The organism is Bradyrhizobium sp. LTSP857, from assembly GCF_000938285.1.
Classification (GTDB): Bacteria; Pseudomonadota; Alphaproteobacteria; order Rhizobiales; family Xanthobacteraceae; genus Bradyrhizobium.
The window spans coordinates 85571-99111 of record NZ_JYMS01000030.1; the positions used below are offsets into that span (position 1 = coordinate 85571).

12 protein-coding genes and 1 pseudogene are annotated in these 13541 nt (G+C 65.2%); 11 read left to right on the top strand and 2 right to left on the bottom strand.

Going from position 1 to position 13541, the window contains the following annotated elements:
- The coding region (locus tag UP06_RS20425; RefSeq protein ID WP_045005212.1) for a flavin-dependent oxidoreductase at nt 1-1252 on the top strand (1252 nt) is incomplete at its 5' end.
- 229 nt (nt 1253-1481) lie between these two features.
- Here UP06_RS20425 and UP06_RS20430 read toward each other — a convergent pair.
- Entirely contained in the window at nt 1482-1904 is a 423-nt protein-coding gene (locus UP06_RS20430) for a PaaI family thioesterase (RefSeq protein ID WP_045005213.1), read from the bottom strand.
- A 67-nt stretch (nt 1905-1971) separates the two neighbouring features.
- Nucleotides 1972-3063 carry an A/G-specific adenine glycosylase gene (gene mutY, locus UP06_RS20435; protein WP_045005215.1) on the bottom strand — a complete coding sequence of 364 codons (1092 nt, stop codon included), beginning with the start codon at nt 3061-3063 and terminating at the stop codon, nt 1972-1974.
- A gap of 84 nt (nt 3064-3147) precedes the next feature.
- On the opposite strand from mutY, the pseudogene UP06_RS40080 reads away from it, so the two are divergent.
- From UP06_RS40080 to UP06_RS20480, 10 genes and pseudogenes are all read left to right on the top strand, one after another.
- A pseudogene (locus UP06_RS40080) lies at nt 3148-3427 on the top strand (type II toxin-antitoxin system RelE/ParE family toxin).
- Nucleotides 3399-3722 carry a HigA family addiction module antitoxin gene (locus tag UP06_RS20440; RefSeq protein WP_045005216.1) on the top strand — a complete coding sequence of 108 codons (324 nt, stop codon included), beginning with the start codon at nt 3399-3401 and terminating at the stop codon, nt 3720-3722. Before UP06_RS40080 ends, UP06_RS20440 begins: the two are co-directional and overlap by 29 nt.
- Nucleotides 3723-3724: 2 nt before the next feature.
- Entirely contained in the window at nt 3725-4213 is a 489-nt protein-coding gene (locus UP06_RS20445; protein WP_082078447.1) for a DUF721 domain-containing protein, read from the top strand.
- Between the two features lie 127 nt (nt 4214-4340).
- Entirely contained in the window at nt 4341-4997 is a 657-nt protein-coding gene (locus UP06_RS20450) for a DsbA family protein (protein ID WP_045005217.1), read from the top strand.
- A gap of 217 nt (nt 4998-5214) precedes the next feature.
- The gene (gene smc, locus UP06_RS20455) at nt 5215-8679 is read left to right on the top strand and encodes a chromosome segregation protein SMC (RefSeq protein WP_045005219.1); all 3465 of its coding nucleotides are present in this window, start codon (nt 5215-5217) and stop codon (nt 8677-8679) included.
- 150 nt (nt 8680-8829) lie between these two features.
- Nucleotides 8830-9810, top strand: a complete 981-nt coding sequence (locus UP06_RS20460; protein WP_045005220.1) for a small ribosomal subunit Rsm22 family protein — start codon at nt 8830-8832, stop codon at nt 9808-9810.
- A gap of 133 nt (nt 9811-9943) precedes the next feature.
- On the top strand, nt 9944-10504 hold the full coding sequence (locus UP06_RS20465; protein ID WP_045005221.1) for a LemA family protein: 561 nt from the start codon (nt 9944-9946) through the stop codon (nt 10502-10504).
- Nucleotides 10505-10536: 32 nt separating this feature from the next.
- Complete coding sequence (locus UP06_RS20470) at nt 10537-11769, top strand: M48 family metallopeptidase (protein ID WP_045005222.1); 1233 nt, start codon at nt 10537-10539, stop codon at nt 11767-11769.
- A 208-nt stretch (nt 11770-11977) separates the two neighbouring features.
- Nucleotides 11978-12733 carry a P-loop NTPase family protein gene (locus tag UP06_RS20475; protein WP_045005223.1) on the top strand — a complete coding sequence of 252 codons (756 nt, stop codon included), beginning with the start codon at nt 11978-11980 and terminating at the stop codon, nt 12731-12733.
- A gap of 63 nt (nt 12734-12796) precedes the next feature.
- Nucleotides 12797-13465 carry a hypothetical protein gene (locus tag UP06_RS20480; RefSeq protein WP_045005224.1) on the top strand — a complete coding sequence of 223 codons (669 nt, stop codon included), beginning with the start codon at nt 12797-12799 and terminating at the stop codon, nt 13463-13465.
- Nucleotides 13466-13541: the final 76 nt, after the last annotated feature.

Consider the following 13541-nt stretch of genomic DNA (forward strand, 5'->3'; position numbering starts at 1 on the left):
CGGCGGGTTGACGCTTGCGCTCAGCCTGCACGGAATCGGCGTTCCCGCAAAAGTGTTCGAGAGCGTCGCGGAACTGAAGCCGCTCGGCGTCGGCATCAACGTGCTGCCGCATGCGGTGCGCGAGCTGATCGAGCTCGGGCTGATGGACAAGCTCGATGCCAGCGGCGTACGCACGCGCGAGCTCGCCTATTTCTCCAAGCACGGCAAGCCGATCTGGAGCGAGCCGCGCGGGCTGGAAGCCGGATACAAATGGCCGCAATTCTCGATCCATCGCGGCACGCTCCAGCAGCTCCTGCTCAACACCGCGATCGAGCGGCTCGGCCGCGAGAATATCCTGACCAGCCATCATCTGACCGGATGGAGCGAGACCGCTGATGGCGTCCGCGCCGATTTCATCGACAAGGCGACCGGCAAGGCCGCAGGGACCTACGACGGCGCGATCCTGATCGCCGCCGACGGCATCCATTCCGCCGCGCGAGAAAAGCTCTATCCGCAGGAGGGACCGCCGATCTGGAACGGCCGCATCCTCTGGCGCGGCGTGACACCGTCGAAAGCGTTCCTCAGCGGGCGCACCATGATCATGGCCGGGCACGAGATCCTGAAATTCGTCTGCTATCCCATCAGCAAGGCGCCGGATGCAAACGGCAACCATCTGATCAACTGGGTCGCCGAGCGCCACATGCCGCCGACCTATCAGTGGCGCCGCGAGGACTACAACCGCACCGCGCGGCTGGAAGAATTTCTGCCCTGGTTCGAGAGCTGGCAGTTCGACTGGCTCGACGTCCCCGGCCTGATCAAGAACTGCCCGCACGCCTATGAATATCCGCTGGTCGATCGCGATCCGGTGTCGCAATGGACGTTTGGCCGCGTCACGCTGATGGGCGACGCCGCGCATCCGATGTACCCGATCGGCTCGAACGGCGCCTCGCAGGCGATCCTCGATGCCCGGACTATCACGCGTGAGATTCTTGCGCATGGCCCAACCAATGCGGCGCTGCTCGCCTACGAGGCCGAGCGCAGGCCGGCGACCACTGACCTCGTGCTGCTCAACCGCAAGAACGGTCCCGAGCAGGTGATGCAGCTCGTCGAGGAGCGCGCGCCTGACGGCTTTGAGGTCGTCACCGACGTGCTCTCGCAGAAGGAGCTGGAAGACATCGCCGCGAACTACAAGCGCGTTGCGGGTTTCCAGGTCGAGGCGCTGAACGCGAAACCGGCGATCGTGAGTGGGGATGCGAAGCGCGTGGGGGCGTGAGTTCGGCTCAATATCCATAGTGCTTTCGCACGAAGCGAGATGCGCATTGATGTGCCCTCGCCCTTGCGGGAGAGGGCAGCGACGCCCGTAAACGCAGACTCACTCGGGTGAGGGGTCTGTCTCCGCGCGTGACTCGCGCGCGTTAGTGTTCGCTGAAGCAACCCCTCATCCGGCGCTTCGCGCCACCTTCTCCCGCAAGGGGAGAAGGTGCACCGCGTGCGCGGCTAGACTATTTACCCACCACCCTCGCGGCTTCGAGCAGCCGCTCGCTGGCCGTTGCTGTCGCAAGCACTGTGCCGTCCTCCGCCATTAGCTTGGCCTCGACGAACGCGATGGTCTTGCCGAGTTGCGTCACCGTTGCTTCGGCGATGATCGGGCCGGGCCCGGCGGGGCTCAGAAAATTGACCGTCATGCTGATGGTGGTGGTGTAGAGCCGGCCCTCGCTCATCACGAGCACCGCGGGCCCCATCGTGTCATCGAGCATGGCCGAGAGCATGCCGCCCTGGATGAAGCCCGCCGGATTGCAGAACTCAGGTCTCCCCTCGAAGGCAAGCTTGATCCAGCCATCCGCGGGACGGGCATCGAGCAGGCGCCATCCCAACAGCTCGGCGCAGGGCGGCCTTTTGAAGTTGTCGAGCGCGGTCTTGACCATGCCAACCTCCGTGACCCCCGACAGATAGCGTAGGCCTGCTGACAGCCTGGTGTCAGCAGGATGTCGGCTAGCGGCCCAGCGCGTGCGCAATCACCTTGCGCATGACGTTGGGCAGCGCCTCGTCGGCAAGCGTCGCGATCGGCACCCAGCGCATGCCATTGGGTGCGCGCGTGCGGGCTTCGGCTTTTGCGGTGTAGACCACGAGCTCCAGCGGGAAATGCGTGAAGACGTGGGTGACCACGCCGACCTTGCGCTGCCAGCGCGATAGTCCCTTCAGCTCCGGCGCCTGCTGCTTCGCGGTCGTATCCTCCTGACCGGCAAGCCAATCCGAGCCCGGCACTTCCGTCATGCCGCCGAGCAGGCCTTTCTCGGCACGGGTGCGGACCAACAGCTCATCGCCACGCGTGACGATGAAAGCCGCACCACGGCGCAGCGTTCCGCTTTTCTTCGGCGTCTTGCGCGGAAAACTCTCCTGCGTCCCCTGCGCGCGCGCCGTGCAATCCTCGTTCAGCGGACATAGCGAGCAGGCCGGCTTCTTCGGCGTGCAGATCGAAGAGCCCAAATCCATCAGTGCCTGTGCGCTGTCGCCGGCGCGCGAATCCGCGAGCATCGTCGCCGCCAATTGCTGGATCAGCGGCTTGGCCTGCGGGAGCTCTTCTTCAACTGCAAAGAGCCGAGACACCACACGCTCGATATTGCCGTCGACCGGCATGGTGCGGCGATCGAAGGCGATCGCGGCAATTGCGGCCGCCGTGTAGGGCCCGATCCCCGGCAGCGCGCGCAGCCCCTCCTCCGTGTCGGGAAACACGCCGCCATGCTCGCGCGTCACCGCGACCGCACAGGCATAGAGATTGCGCGCACGCGAGTAATAGCCGAGCCCGGCCCACATCCGCAGCACGTCATCCTGCGAGGCTTGGCCCAGCGCAGTCACATCAGGCCAGCGCGCGACGAATTTCTCGAAATAGGGCCCGACGGCCTTCACCGTGGTCTGCTGGAGCATGATCTCCGACAGCCAGACACGGTAGGGATCAGACGTCTCGCCGGGAAGGGCCCGCCAGGGCAACCGACGGCGGTGACGGTCGTACCAATCGAGCAGCAGCTTCGGACGGTCAACCGCCGCCGAATGTCGTTGCCGCTTGATGGCCGTCGTTGGGGACATTGAAGCCTTCTAAGGGAGGATTCGGCGGGTGACCAGCGTTGGGCAGGCAGTTGTACGCTATAACGCCTTGCGTTATAGATCAGCATGATCCAGAGCTTCGCAAACTCCGAGACAGAGCTGATCTGGTCCCGGCGGCGAAGTCGGAAATTGCCAGCTGATATCCAGAACGTCGCCCTGCGAAAGCTGCGTTTGCTGAACCAGGCCCGGGTATTGAACGATCTCAGGATTCCTCCGGGCAACCGGCTCGAGGCAAGCGGACCGCCAGGGCCAGCATTCGATCCGGATCAATGATCAATGGCGCATCTGCTTCATCTGGGATGAGGGAGGACCGAGAGATGTCGAAATCGTCGACTACCACGGGTAGGAGCGGGCTTCTTCGCAATCCCCATCCGGGTGAAATCCTGCTGGAGGAATTTTTGAAGCCGATGGAGCTCAGCCAGAACGCGCTGGCGCGCGCCGTTCGCGTGCCGCCACGCCGGATCAACGAGATCGTCCTGGGCAAGCGTGATATCACGGCCGACACGGACCTGCGGCTCGCCCGCTATTTTGGCCTGTCGGAAGGCTTTTTCCTGGGCCTCCAGATGGACTACGATCTCATGCAGCGGCGCCGCGAGATTGATCGCGACTTGAAGGCCATCCGGCCCCGCGCGGCAGCATAGCTATGGCCCGCATATACAAACCCGGCCCCATCAGCGCAAAGCCGCTGTCGCTGCTGCTCAACGACGTCTTTGCCGAGGCCTATGCCAAGCAGGGTTTTGCCGCGCGCGAGCTGGTGACGCGGTGGGCGCAGATTGCCGGACCGGAGATCGCGGCCCATGCCGAGCCGCTGAAGATGCAATGGCCGCGACCGGTCGAGGGCCAGCCGCAGGAGCCGGCGACGCTGGTGCTGCGGGTCGAGGGGCCGATGGCGCTGGAGATCCAGCACTCGGCCGATGTCATCCTGGAGCGGGTCAACCGCTTCTTCGGCTGGAGCGCGGTCGGCAAGCTCGCCTTCCGCCAAGCCCCCCTGTCACGCGCCCGGCGCCCGGTGCGGCCCGGCCCGCCGGACCCCAAGGCCGTCGCCAAGGTCGCCGAGGACCTGGGCGACATCGAAGATGAACAATTGAAAACCGCGCTGGCGCGGCTCGGGGCCGCAATCAAGCGAAATTGAGCCTTATTCTGCCGCCAATCTGGGCCTGTCCTTGCGGCGCGCCATTGCCTCAAACGACGTTTCAAGCTAGCGACAGGCCGCTCGGGAAGGGAACCGGGCGAGACCACGCCAATCCCGGGAGCCGACCTTGATCATCACCCGCCGCGCCTTCACCACGATGCTGTCGCTGACCGGGCTTGCCGCGCTCGCCGGGCTCTCGCCGCTGCGGTTCATCTCCGAAGCCATGGCCCAGGCCGCCGCTGACGTCGCGAAGCCGGTGTCGCTGCCCGACATGGCGCTCGGGTCGAAGGACGCCGCCGTCACCATCACCGAATTCGCCTCGATGACCTGCCCGCATTGCGCGGCCTTCAACGAGCAGGTGTTCCCCAAGATCAAGTCGGAATACATCGACACCGGCAAGGTGCGTTACATCTTCCGCGAATTCCCGCTCGACATCAAAGCCGCCGCCGGCTCGATGCTGTCGCGCTGCATCGCCAATGGCGACGCGCCGAAATATTTTGCGGTCACCGACATGCTGTTCCGCCAGCAGAACGACTGGGTGATGAAGAACACCACTGAGACACTGGCGCGGATCGGCAAGCAGGCCGGCCTCACCCAGCAGCAGGTCGAAGCCTGCCTGAAGGATCAGGCGCTGCTCGACAAGATCGCCGCCGACCAGAAATATGCGAGCGACGTTCTGAAGGTCGATTCCACGCCGACCTTCTTCGTCAACGGCGAGAAAATCAAAGGCGAGACCTCGTTCGAGGAATTCGCCAAGAAGATCAATCCGCTGCTGAAGAGCTGATTCGCTCGTCAAGGTCCTGATTCGCATCTCAAAAGCCGTATCTTTCCCGGCATAAATCCCTTGGGAAAAGCGGCTTTCGCAGGTTGCCCTCGCGGCGCACCGCGGCCATTGTCCGACCGCATGAGGCGCCTCGCGCGACTCGCCCGGATAGCGACACTGCCTTCCATGGTATTGTCCCGGCAGGGGGATTCGCGCCTGCCAAAAGAGATGCGTGCTTATGAAAATCACCCGCCTGCGCCTACACGGCTTCAAGTCCTTCGTTGAGCCCACGGACTTCGTCATCGAGCCCGGCCTGACCGGCGTGGTCGGTCCCAACGGCTGCGGCAAGTCGAATCTCGTCGAGGCGTTGCGCTGGGCGATGGGCGAGACCTCGTACAAATCGCTGCGCGCCGCCGACATGGATGCGGTGATCTTCGCAGGCTCCGGCAATCGTCCCGCGCGCAACCACGCCGAAGTGACGATGACGATCGACAACGCCGATCGCACTGCGCCTGCGGCGGTGAACGACAGCCAGCTTCTCGAAATCTCCCGCCGCATCGAGCGCGAGGCCGGTTCGGTCTATCGCATCAACGGCCGCGACGTGCGCGCCCGCGACGTGCAGATCCTGTTTGCGGACGCCGCCACCGGCGCGCGCTCGCCCGCCCTCGTCCACCAGGGCAAGATCGGCGAAATCATCCAGGCCAAGCCCGAGCAGCGCCGCCGCGTGCTGGAAGACGCCGCCGGCGTCGCCGGTCTTCACGCCCGCCGCCACGAGGCCGAGCTGCGGCTCAAGGCGGCCGAAACCAACCTTACCCGCGTCGAGGACGTGATCGGCCAGCTCGCGGGCCAGATGGAAGGCCTCAAGAAGCAGGCCCGCCAGGCCGTGCGCTATCGCGAGGTCGCATCCAAAGTCCGCAAGGCGGAAGCCACCCTGTTCCATCTGCGCTGGATCGGCGCCCACGCCGACGTGAATGAGTCCGGCCAGACCCATGATCTCGCGGTCCGCGAGATGGCCGAGCGCACCCAGCATCAGGCCGAAGCGGCCCGCATCCAGGCGATTCGTGCCGCCGAAATGCCGGCGCTGCGCGACGCGGAAGCGCGCGCCGCAGCAGGCCTTCAGCGCCTCACCAATGCGCGCGAACTGCTCGACCGCGAGGAAGAGCGCGCCAAGGAGCGCGTCGCCGAGCTCGAGCGCCGCCTGGCGCAGTTCGAAGGCGACATCGCCCGGGCCCAGCAGCAGACCATGGATGCCGATGTCGCGCTCGAGCGGCTCGACACCGAAGACGCCGAGCTGAAGGAAGAGATCAAGTCGCGCGTCGAGAAGCGCTCCGGCGTCGACGAGCGCGTCTCTGAAGCAGAAGCGACGCTGACCGAAGCCGAGGGCCAGTTCTCCGAGCTCACCACCGCGCTCGCCGACCTCACCGCCAAGCGCAATCAGCTCGAGGCCAATGTCCGCACCCACCGCGACAAGCTCGCCCGGCTCGACCAGGAAATCACCAATGTCGCGGCCGAAGAGCAGAAGCTTGCTGACGAGACCGGCGGTTTCGGTGACCTCGACGAGCTGACCGCGACGGTCGAGAACGCGGAACAGACGCTGGCGGCTTCCGAAGCGGCCGCCCAGGCGAGCGAATCCGCCCATGTCGCCGCACGCCAGACGCTGGAATCCTCGCGCTCACCGCTGAACGAGGCCGACAAGCGCGTGCAGCGGCTCGAGACCGAGGCGCGCACGATCTCCAAGATCGTCAACGGCGAGACCAAGAATCTGTGGCCGCCGATCATCGACGGCATCACCGTCGACAAGGGTTTTGAAAAAGCGATCGGCGCAGCCCTCGGCGACGACCTCGATGCACCCGTCGATCCGTCGGCGCCGATGCGCTGGACCAATGCAGGCGTCACCGAAGGCGATCCGGCGCTGCCCGAGGGCGTCGTGCCGCTCGCCGACCACGTGCAGGCGCCCGCTGAATTGGCGCGCCGCCTGGCGCAGATCGGCGTGGTGCCGCGCGAGCGTGGCGCCGAGCTCGTCTCGCAGCTCAAGACCGGCCAGCGGCTGGTGTCGCCCGAGGGCGACGTCTGGCGCTGGGACGGCTTTGTCGCCGCCGCTCACGCCCCGACCGGCGCCGCACGGCGGCTGGCCGAGCGCGCCCGCCTCGTCGACCTCGAGAACGAGCTGGAGCAGGCCCGCATCGACGCGCAGATCCAGCGCCAGGCGCTGGAGAACGCCGAAGCCGAATTGCAGATGGCCGCGAGCACCGAAGGTGCTGCGCGCGAAGCCTGGCGCGCCGCACAGCGCGAGCTCAACACCGCGCGCGAGCGCCATGCCACCGCCGAGCGCGAGATCAACCGTCATGCCGCCCGCAAATCGGCGCTGATCGAGGCCCACAGCCGCCTCGCCGCCGACCGCGCCGAGGCCGAGGCCGCGCATGAATACGCCGCCGCCGCGATCTCCGAGCTGCCGCCCAGCGAAGACGCCGAGATCCGTCTCGCCGCAGTCCGCAGCGACATCGAAGGCCATCGCCGCATGGCCGCCCAAGTGCGCGCCGAGGCGCAGGCGCTGGCGCGCGAGGCCGAGCTTGCCGACCGCCGCGTGCAGGCGATCCTCGCTGAGCGCACCGAGTGGCAGAACCGCAAGGGCAGCGCGGCCTCCCATATCGACACCATCCAGGCCCGCATCACCGAAGTCTCGATCGAACGCAGCGATCTCGAGAACGCGCCCGCCGTGTTCGCGGAGAAGCGCAGCGCGCTGATCACCGAGATCGAATATGCCGAGAACGACCGCCGCGTCGCTGCCGACGCGCTCGCTTCCGCCGAAACCGCCATGGCGGAGACCGATCGTGCCGCCAAGCTGACGCTCGAAGCGTTGTCGAGCTCGCGCGAGGCGACCGCACGCGCCGAAGAACGCATGGAAGGCGCGCGGCGCCGCCTCGACGACATCGAGCGCGAAATCCGCGACATGCTCGAGGTCGAGCCGCAGGCCGTCGCCGGCCTTGCCGAGATCGAGCCCGGCGCGGAATTGCCGCCACTCGGCGAGACCGAGGAAGAGCTGGAGAAGCTCCGCCGCGACCGCGAGCGCCTCGGCGCCGTCAATTTGCGCGCCGAGGAAGAGCTGCGCGAGGTCGAGACCCAGCACACCAGCCTCACCACCGAGCGCGACGACCTCGTCGAAGCCATCAAACGGCTGCGCCAGGGCATCCAGAGCCTCAACAAGGAGGCGCGCGAGCGGCTGCTGACCTCGTTCGAGGTGGTCAACAGCCACTTCAAGCGGCTGTTCGTCGAGCTGTTCGGCGGCGGCGAGGCGGCACTGCATCTGATCGAGAGCGATGATCCGCTGGAAGCCGGTCTCGAGATCATCGCCAAACCGCCGGGCAAGAAGCCGCAGACGTTGTCGCTGCTCTCGGGCGGCGAGCAGGCGCTGACTGCGATGGCGCTGATCTTCGCGGTGTTCCTCACCAATCCCTCGCCGATCTGCGTGCTGGACGAAGTCGACGCGCCGCTCGACGACCACAATGTCGAGCGCTACTGCAACCTGCTGAACGAGATGACCGCCTCGACCGACACGCGCTTCGTCATCATCACGCACAACCCGATCACGATGGCGCGGATGAACCGGCTGTTCGGCGTCACCATGGCCGAGCGCGGCGTCTCGCAGCTCGTCTCGGTGAACCTGCAAGAGGCCGTGGACATTCTCGACCAGAACGTGGCGTGAGGCCGCGCGCGTTCGGCAACCATTGACGTCATCATCCGCCTTGTGCGCAAATTGCGCACTGGAGCGGATGATCCAGTACGCCGCGGCTTCTCGGCTGACGGCCCTATCTCGGAATACTGGATGCCCCGCCTTCGCGGGGCATGACCGCGGATGATGATCGCTCCCACCCTCCCTGCCGAACTAAAGGCCGCCCTCGACGGCAAGCTCCAGGGCTTTTCGCGAACCGACGCCGCACAGCGATCGCAGAAGATCTCGAACACCTATCGCTCGGGCGGCGGCTCCGGAACGATCAAGTCGGAGGCTGACGCGCTCGCCTATGCGCTCGCGCGCATGCCGGCCACCTACGCTGCCGTTGCCGCCAGCCTGAACGCACTGACCGAGATCGTGCCGGACTTCGCGCCGGAGACGCTGCTCGATGTCGGCGCAGGTCCGGGTACTGCAAGCTGGGCGGCCGCGGAGGCCTTTTCGTCGCTGCAATCCTTCACCCTGCTCGATGCCAACGGCACGCTGAGCCGGCTCGCGCTCGAGCTTGCGCAAGACAGCGCGCGACTGGGCGATTGCCGCTATCTGCCGGGCGACGCCGGCGCGAACCTCGCGGAAATCTCGCCCGCCGATATCGTCATCGCAAGCTACCTGATCGGCGAGCTCGGTGAGCACGATCAGCGCGCGCTCACGGAAATGATGTGGTCCAAAGCCCGCCACGCGCTGGTCGTGATCGAGCCCGGCACGCCGGCCGGCTATTCACGCATCCTCGCGCTGCGCCAGCAACTGATCGCGGCAGGTGCCTTCGTCGCGGCGCCCTGCCCGCACGAAAAGCCCTGCCCGCTCACGGCACCCGACTGGTGCCATTTCTCCCAGCGCCTGCCGCGCTCGCAGGCGCACCGCCAGATCAAGGGCGCCGAGGTGCCGTTCGAGGACGAACGATTCATCTTCATCGCCCTGACCCGCACGCCGCCCGCAACGCGCGCCGCGCGCGTGCTGGCGCCGCCGGATATCGGCAAGGCTGAGATCACCGCAAAGCTCTGCACCGAGGAAACCCTCACCATCACCAAGGTGCTGCGACGCGACAAGACTGCCTATGCGGATGCCCGGCGCTGGCGCTGGGGCGATGCCGTCATGGCCGAAAGTTAACCTCGTTACCCGCTTTTGCCTTGAACTCGGATGGCTCCCCATTCGACCAAGTCTTACCTTTCCTCCGCGCCGGGCTCTCGCCCGGCCCCGTTTTAGGTTACGCTGCCCGCCTTAATCCCTTCAGGAGTTCTCCATGTCGACCGGCTGGATCGTTCTCGGCGTTATCGTCGTCCTCGTGTTCTTGGCCTTCAGCGCCTACAATCGGCTGGTGGCGCTGGGCCAGCGTGTCAGCCAGGCCTTTGCCGATATCGACGTGCAGCTCAAGCAGCGTCACGATCTGGTCCCGAACCTGGTCGAGACGGTGAAAGGCTACGCGTCGCATGAGCGCGGCACGCTCGACGACGTCATCAAGGCGCGCAATTCGGCGATGTCGGCGCAAGGACCGACGCAGGTGTCCTCGGCCGAGAACCAGCTCTCCGGCGCGCTCGGTCGGCTGATCGCGCTGTCGGAGGCCTATCCCGACCTCAAGGCCAACGCCAATTTCCAGCAGCTCGCGAGCGAGCTTTCCGACCTCGAGAACAAGATCGCGGCGAGCCGCCGCTTCTTCAACAACGCGGTCCAGGAATACAACACCGGCATCCAGCAGATGCCCGCCGCGCTGTTCGCCGGCATGTTCGGCTTCACCAAGAAGGACTTCTTCGATCTCGGCGCGAGCCGCACCGAGGTCGAGGCAGCGCCACAGGTGAAGTTCTGATTTGAGCCGATAGGCCGGCAGGACAGCGCGCCATGGCCGCGTATGGTCTCTACACGCACATCGCCTCGAACAAGTTTCGTTCGATGCTGCTGCTCGCCGGCCTGTTTGCGCTGGTCTATGTGCTGGTCTATGCCGGCGCGCTGGTCGCCGAAGTCGTCATCAACGGCAATGAGACGGTCGCCTATTATCTGAGCCGCGCGTTTTCTGACCTGCTCAAAGCCGCGCCCTTTGCGACGGTCGCGGCGGTCGCCTGGATCATCATCGCCTATTTCTTCCACCAGTCGATGATCGACGCGGTGACCGGCGGCCATGACGTCACGCGTCAGGAAGAGCCGCGGCTCTACAATCTGCTCGAAAATCTCTGCATCTCGCGCGGCATCACCATGCCGAAGCTGAAGATCATGGAAAGCCCGGCGCTGAACGCGTTCGCGACCGGCCTCAACCCGCGGCAATATGCGGTCACCGTCACGACGGGCCTCCTGAAAGCACTGAACGATCAGGAGATCGAGGCCGTGCTGGGCCACGAGCTGACCCACATCAAGAACGGCGACGTGCAGCTGATGGTCGTCGCCGTCATCATCGCCGGCGTGGTCGGCTTCTTCGGCGAGTTGTTCTTCCGCCTGTTCACGAATTTGAGCTGGAGTTCCGGCGGCTCGTGGTCGTCGGGCTCCTCCTCGTCGTCGCGATCGTCCTCGTCATCGAGTGACAGCAAGAGCTCCGGCGGCGGCGCCATCGTGGTCATCATCATCGCGGTCGTGCTGATCGTGGTGGCCTGGCTGGTGTCGCAGGTGGTCAAGCTCGCGCTGTCGCGTTCGCGCGAATATCTGGCGGATGCAGGCTCAGTCGAGCTCACCAAGAATCCCGATGCCATGATCTCGGCGCTACGCAAGATCGAGAATCGCGGCGAACTGCCGGGCGCGACCTCGGCGGTAATGGAGCTGTGCCTGGACAATCCGCGCGAGGGCTTTGCCGATCTGTTCGCGACCCACCCGTCGGTGCAGTCCCGGGTCGATGCGCTGGTCAAGTTTGCCGGCGGCCATGATCCCGGCCCGCTGCCGCCGCCCGCTGAAGAGGCGGAGGCGCCCGAAGAACAACAGGCCGACCAGCAGGACGCCCCTCCGCCGCTGCCACAAGGACCGTGGAACGACGCAGGCAGCCGGCCCAGTCCGCCGCCCGTACCCGCGCCAAGCCCCTCCGGAACCTCTGCCGGCAATCCGCTGGGCAATCCCAAAGGCAATCCCATGGGTCCTTGGGGCCGCCACTGAGCGTGCAATCTGCTGCGCCTTGCGGCCGGTTTCGCGGCGATCGGGAAAAACTCCGGAAATTGCCGCGACCGAACCCCAAGGAATTGAATTCTCCCTTGTTTCTGCCATGTTCGCGCCCAACAGCAGACTCGGGACATCCTTGGGACATCGATTTGGGGCCCGGCCGATTGCGAACCTCGCAATCGGGGGCGCGCGTTAGGGGACAGCAATGGCAAAGCCGGCAGTGGTTGTGGTGGGCGCGGACAAGGGCGGGGTCGGCAAGACCACGGTGTCGCGCACGCTGCTCGATTATTTTTCCGCCAACAACGTACCGACCCGTGCCTTCGACACGGAGTCGCCACGCGGAACGCTGAAGCGCTTCCATCCCGAGATCACCGAGATCGTCGACATGACGACGACCTCCGATCAGATGAAGATCTTCGATACGCTCAACGCGACAAGCCCGTCGGTCACCGTGATCGACGTCCGCGCCGGCCTGCTCTCGCCTGCGCTCGCCTCGCTGCGCGATATCGGTTTCCTCGACGCCGCCAAGGCCGGCCAGATCACCTTCGCGGTGTTCCATATCCTCGGACCCTCGATCGCCTCGCTCGACGAGATCGCCGAGACCGCGGGCTTCATGGGCGGCGCGAAATATTTCCTGGTGAAGAACTTCATCAACGATACCCAGTTCTTCCAGTGGGACCAGGCGACCTACCAATCGTATTTCAACCGCATCAAGGATGCGACCGAGCTGACCATCCCCAAGCTCAACGAAATGGCCTATGAGCAGGTCGAAGTGTCCTCCGTCCCGTTCCTGAAATTCGTCGCCAACAAGGGCATTCACGACGAAGCCGCGAACTATTCGTTTGTGCTGCGCGGTTATGTCCGGCACTGGCTCGCGAACGTCTGGAGCGAGTTCGACCGGATCCGGCTGACCGACATCGTCGGCTCGACGAAATCCGGGGCCCGCAGCAGCGAAAAATAGTTGCGAGCGGCGTGCGGATACGGCTGGATTGGGCGGTGAGTTTCGCTCAGATAGTAGCGCAAGATGCCCGCAACGCCCCTCTACATCATCTGCTCGCCCCGCCCGCAGGTCGGCAAGACGCTGCTGGCGCGGCTATTGAGCGAATTCCTGTTGCTCAAGAACGGCAACGTCACGGCCTTCGACGTCAATCTGAAGGAACCGTCGCTGCTCGACTATCTGCCGAAGGTCACCGAAACGGCTGATGTGATCGACACGTTCGGCAAGATGCAACTGATGGACCGCGTCATCGTCGACGATGGGCTTGCCAAGGTGATCGACCTCGGCTTCCACGCCTTCGACGAGTTCTTCAAGATGGCCGACGAGATCGGCCTGCTGAAAGAGGCGGCGCGCCGGCATGTCGCGCCGATGATCCTGTTCGTCGCCGACACCGACCGCGTCTCGGCCCGTGCCCATGAAATGCTGCGGCAGCAGATCCCGCGGGTGAACCTGATCACAGTGGACAATGAATTCATCATCCGCGGCGAGTTGCCGCCCGCGATGGCCGAGGGCCGGCTGCTCCGCCTGCCGGCGCTGCCCGGGTTCCTGAAGACGTATATCGACCGGCTGAACTTTTCTTTCACCGGCTATCTGCGACAGGAGAAAGACTCCTCCACCGAGCTGCACCAATGGGTCCGGCGGAATTACCTCGCGTTCCGGGAGCTCGAGCTCAGCCTGATCCTGCAACGGTCCTAGGCAATAATTTTACCCGGATAATATTGACTGCAAGCGGGATCGAGCCTATTGAGGGCAGCCATTAGCATCCCCTCAA

Excerpts from the sequence above, each read along its gene's own strand:
- UP06_RS20430 (WP_045005213.1), bottom strand. The coding sequence starts at position 1,904 with ATGGTCAAGACCGCGCTCGACAACTTCAAAAGGCCGCCCTGCGCCGAG.
- mutY (WP_045005215.1), bottom strand. The coding sequence starts at position 3,063 with ATGTCCCCAACGACGGCCATCAAGCGGCAACGACATTCGGCGGCGGTT.
- UP06_RS20440 (WP_045005216.1), top strand. The coding sequence starts at position 3,399 with ATGTCGAAATCGTCGACTACCACGGGTAGGAGCGGGCTTCTTCGCAAT.
- UP06_RS20445 (WP_082078447.1), top strand. The coding sequence starts at position 3,725 with ATGGCCCGCATATACAAACCCGGCCCCATCAGCGCAAAGCCGCTGTCG.
- smc (WP_045005219.1), top strand. The coding sequence starts at position 5,215 with ATGAAAATCACCCGCCTGCGCCTACACGGCTTCAAGTCCTTCGTTGAG.
- UP06_RS20460 (WP_045005220.1), top strand. The coding sequence starts at position 8,830 with ATGATGATCGCTCCCACCCTCCCTGCCGAACTAAAGGCCGCCCTCGAC.
- UP06_RS20465 (WP_045005221.1), top strand. The coding sequence starts at position 9,944 with ATGTCGACCGGCTGGATCGTTCTCGGCGTTATCGTCGTCCTCGTGTTC.
- UP06_RS20470 (WP_045005222.1), top strand. The coding sequence starts at position 10,537 with ATGGCCGCGTATGGTCTCTACACGCACATCGCCTCGAACAAGTTTCGT.
- UP06_RS20475 (WP_045005223.1), top strand. The coding sequence starts at position 11,978 with ATGGCAAAGCCGGCAGTGGTTGTGGTGGGCGCGGACAAGGGCGGGGTC.
- UP06_RS20480 (WP_045005224.1), top strand. The coding sequence starts at position 12,797 with ATGCCCGCAACGCCCCTCTACATCATCTGCTCGCCCCGCCCGCAGGTC.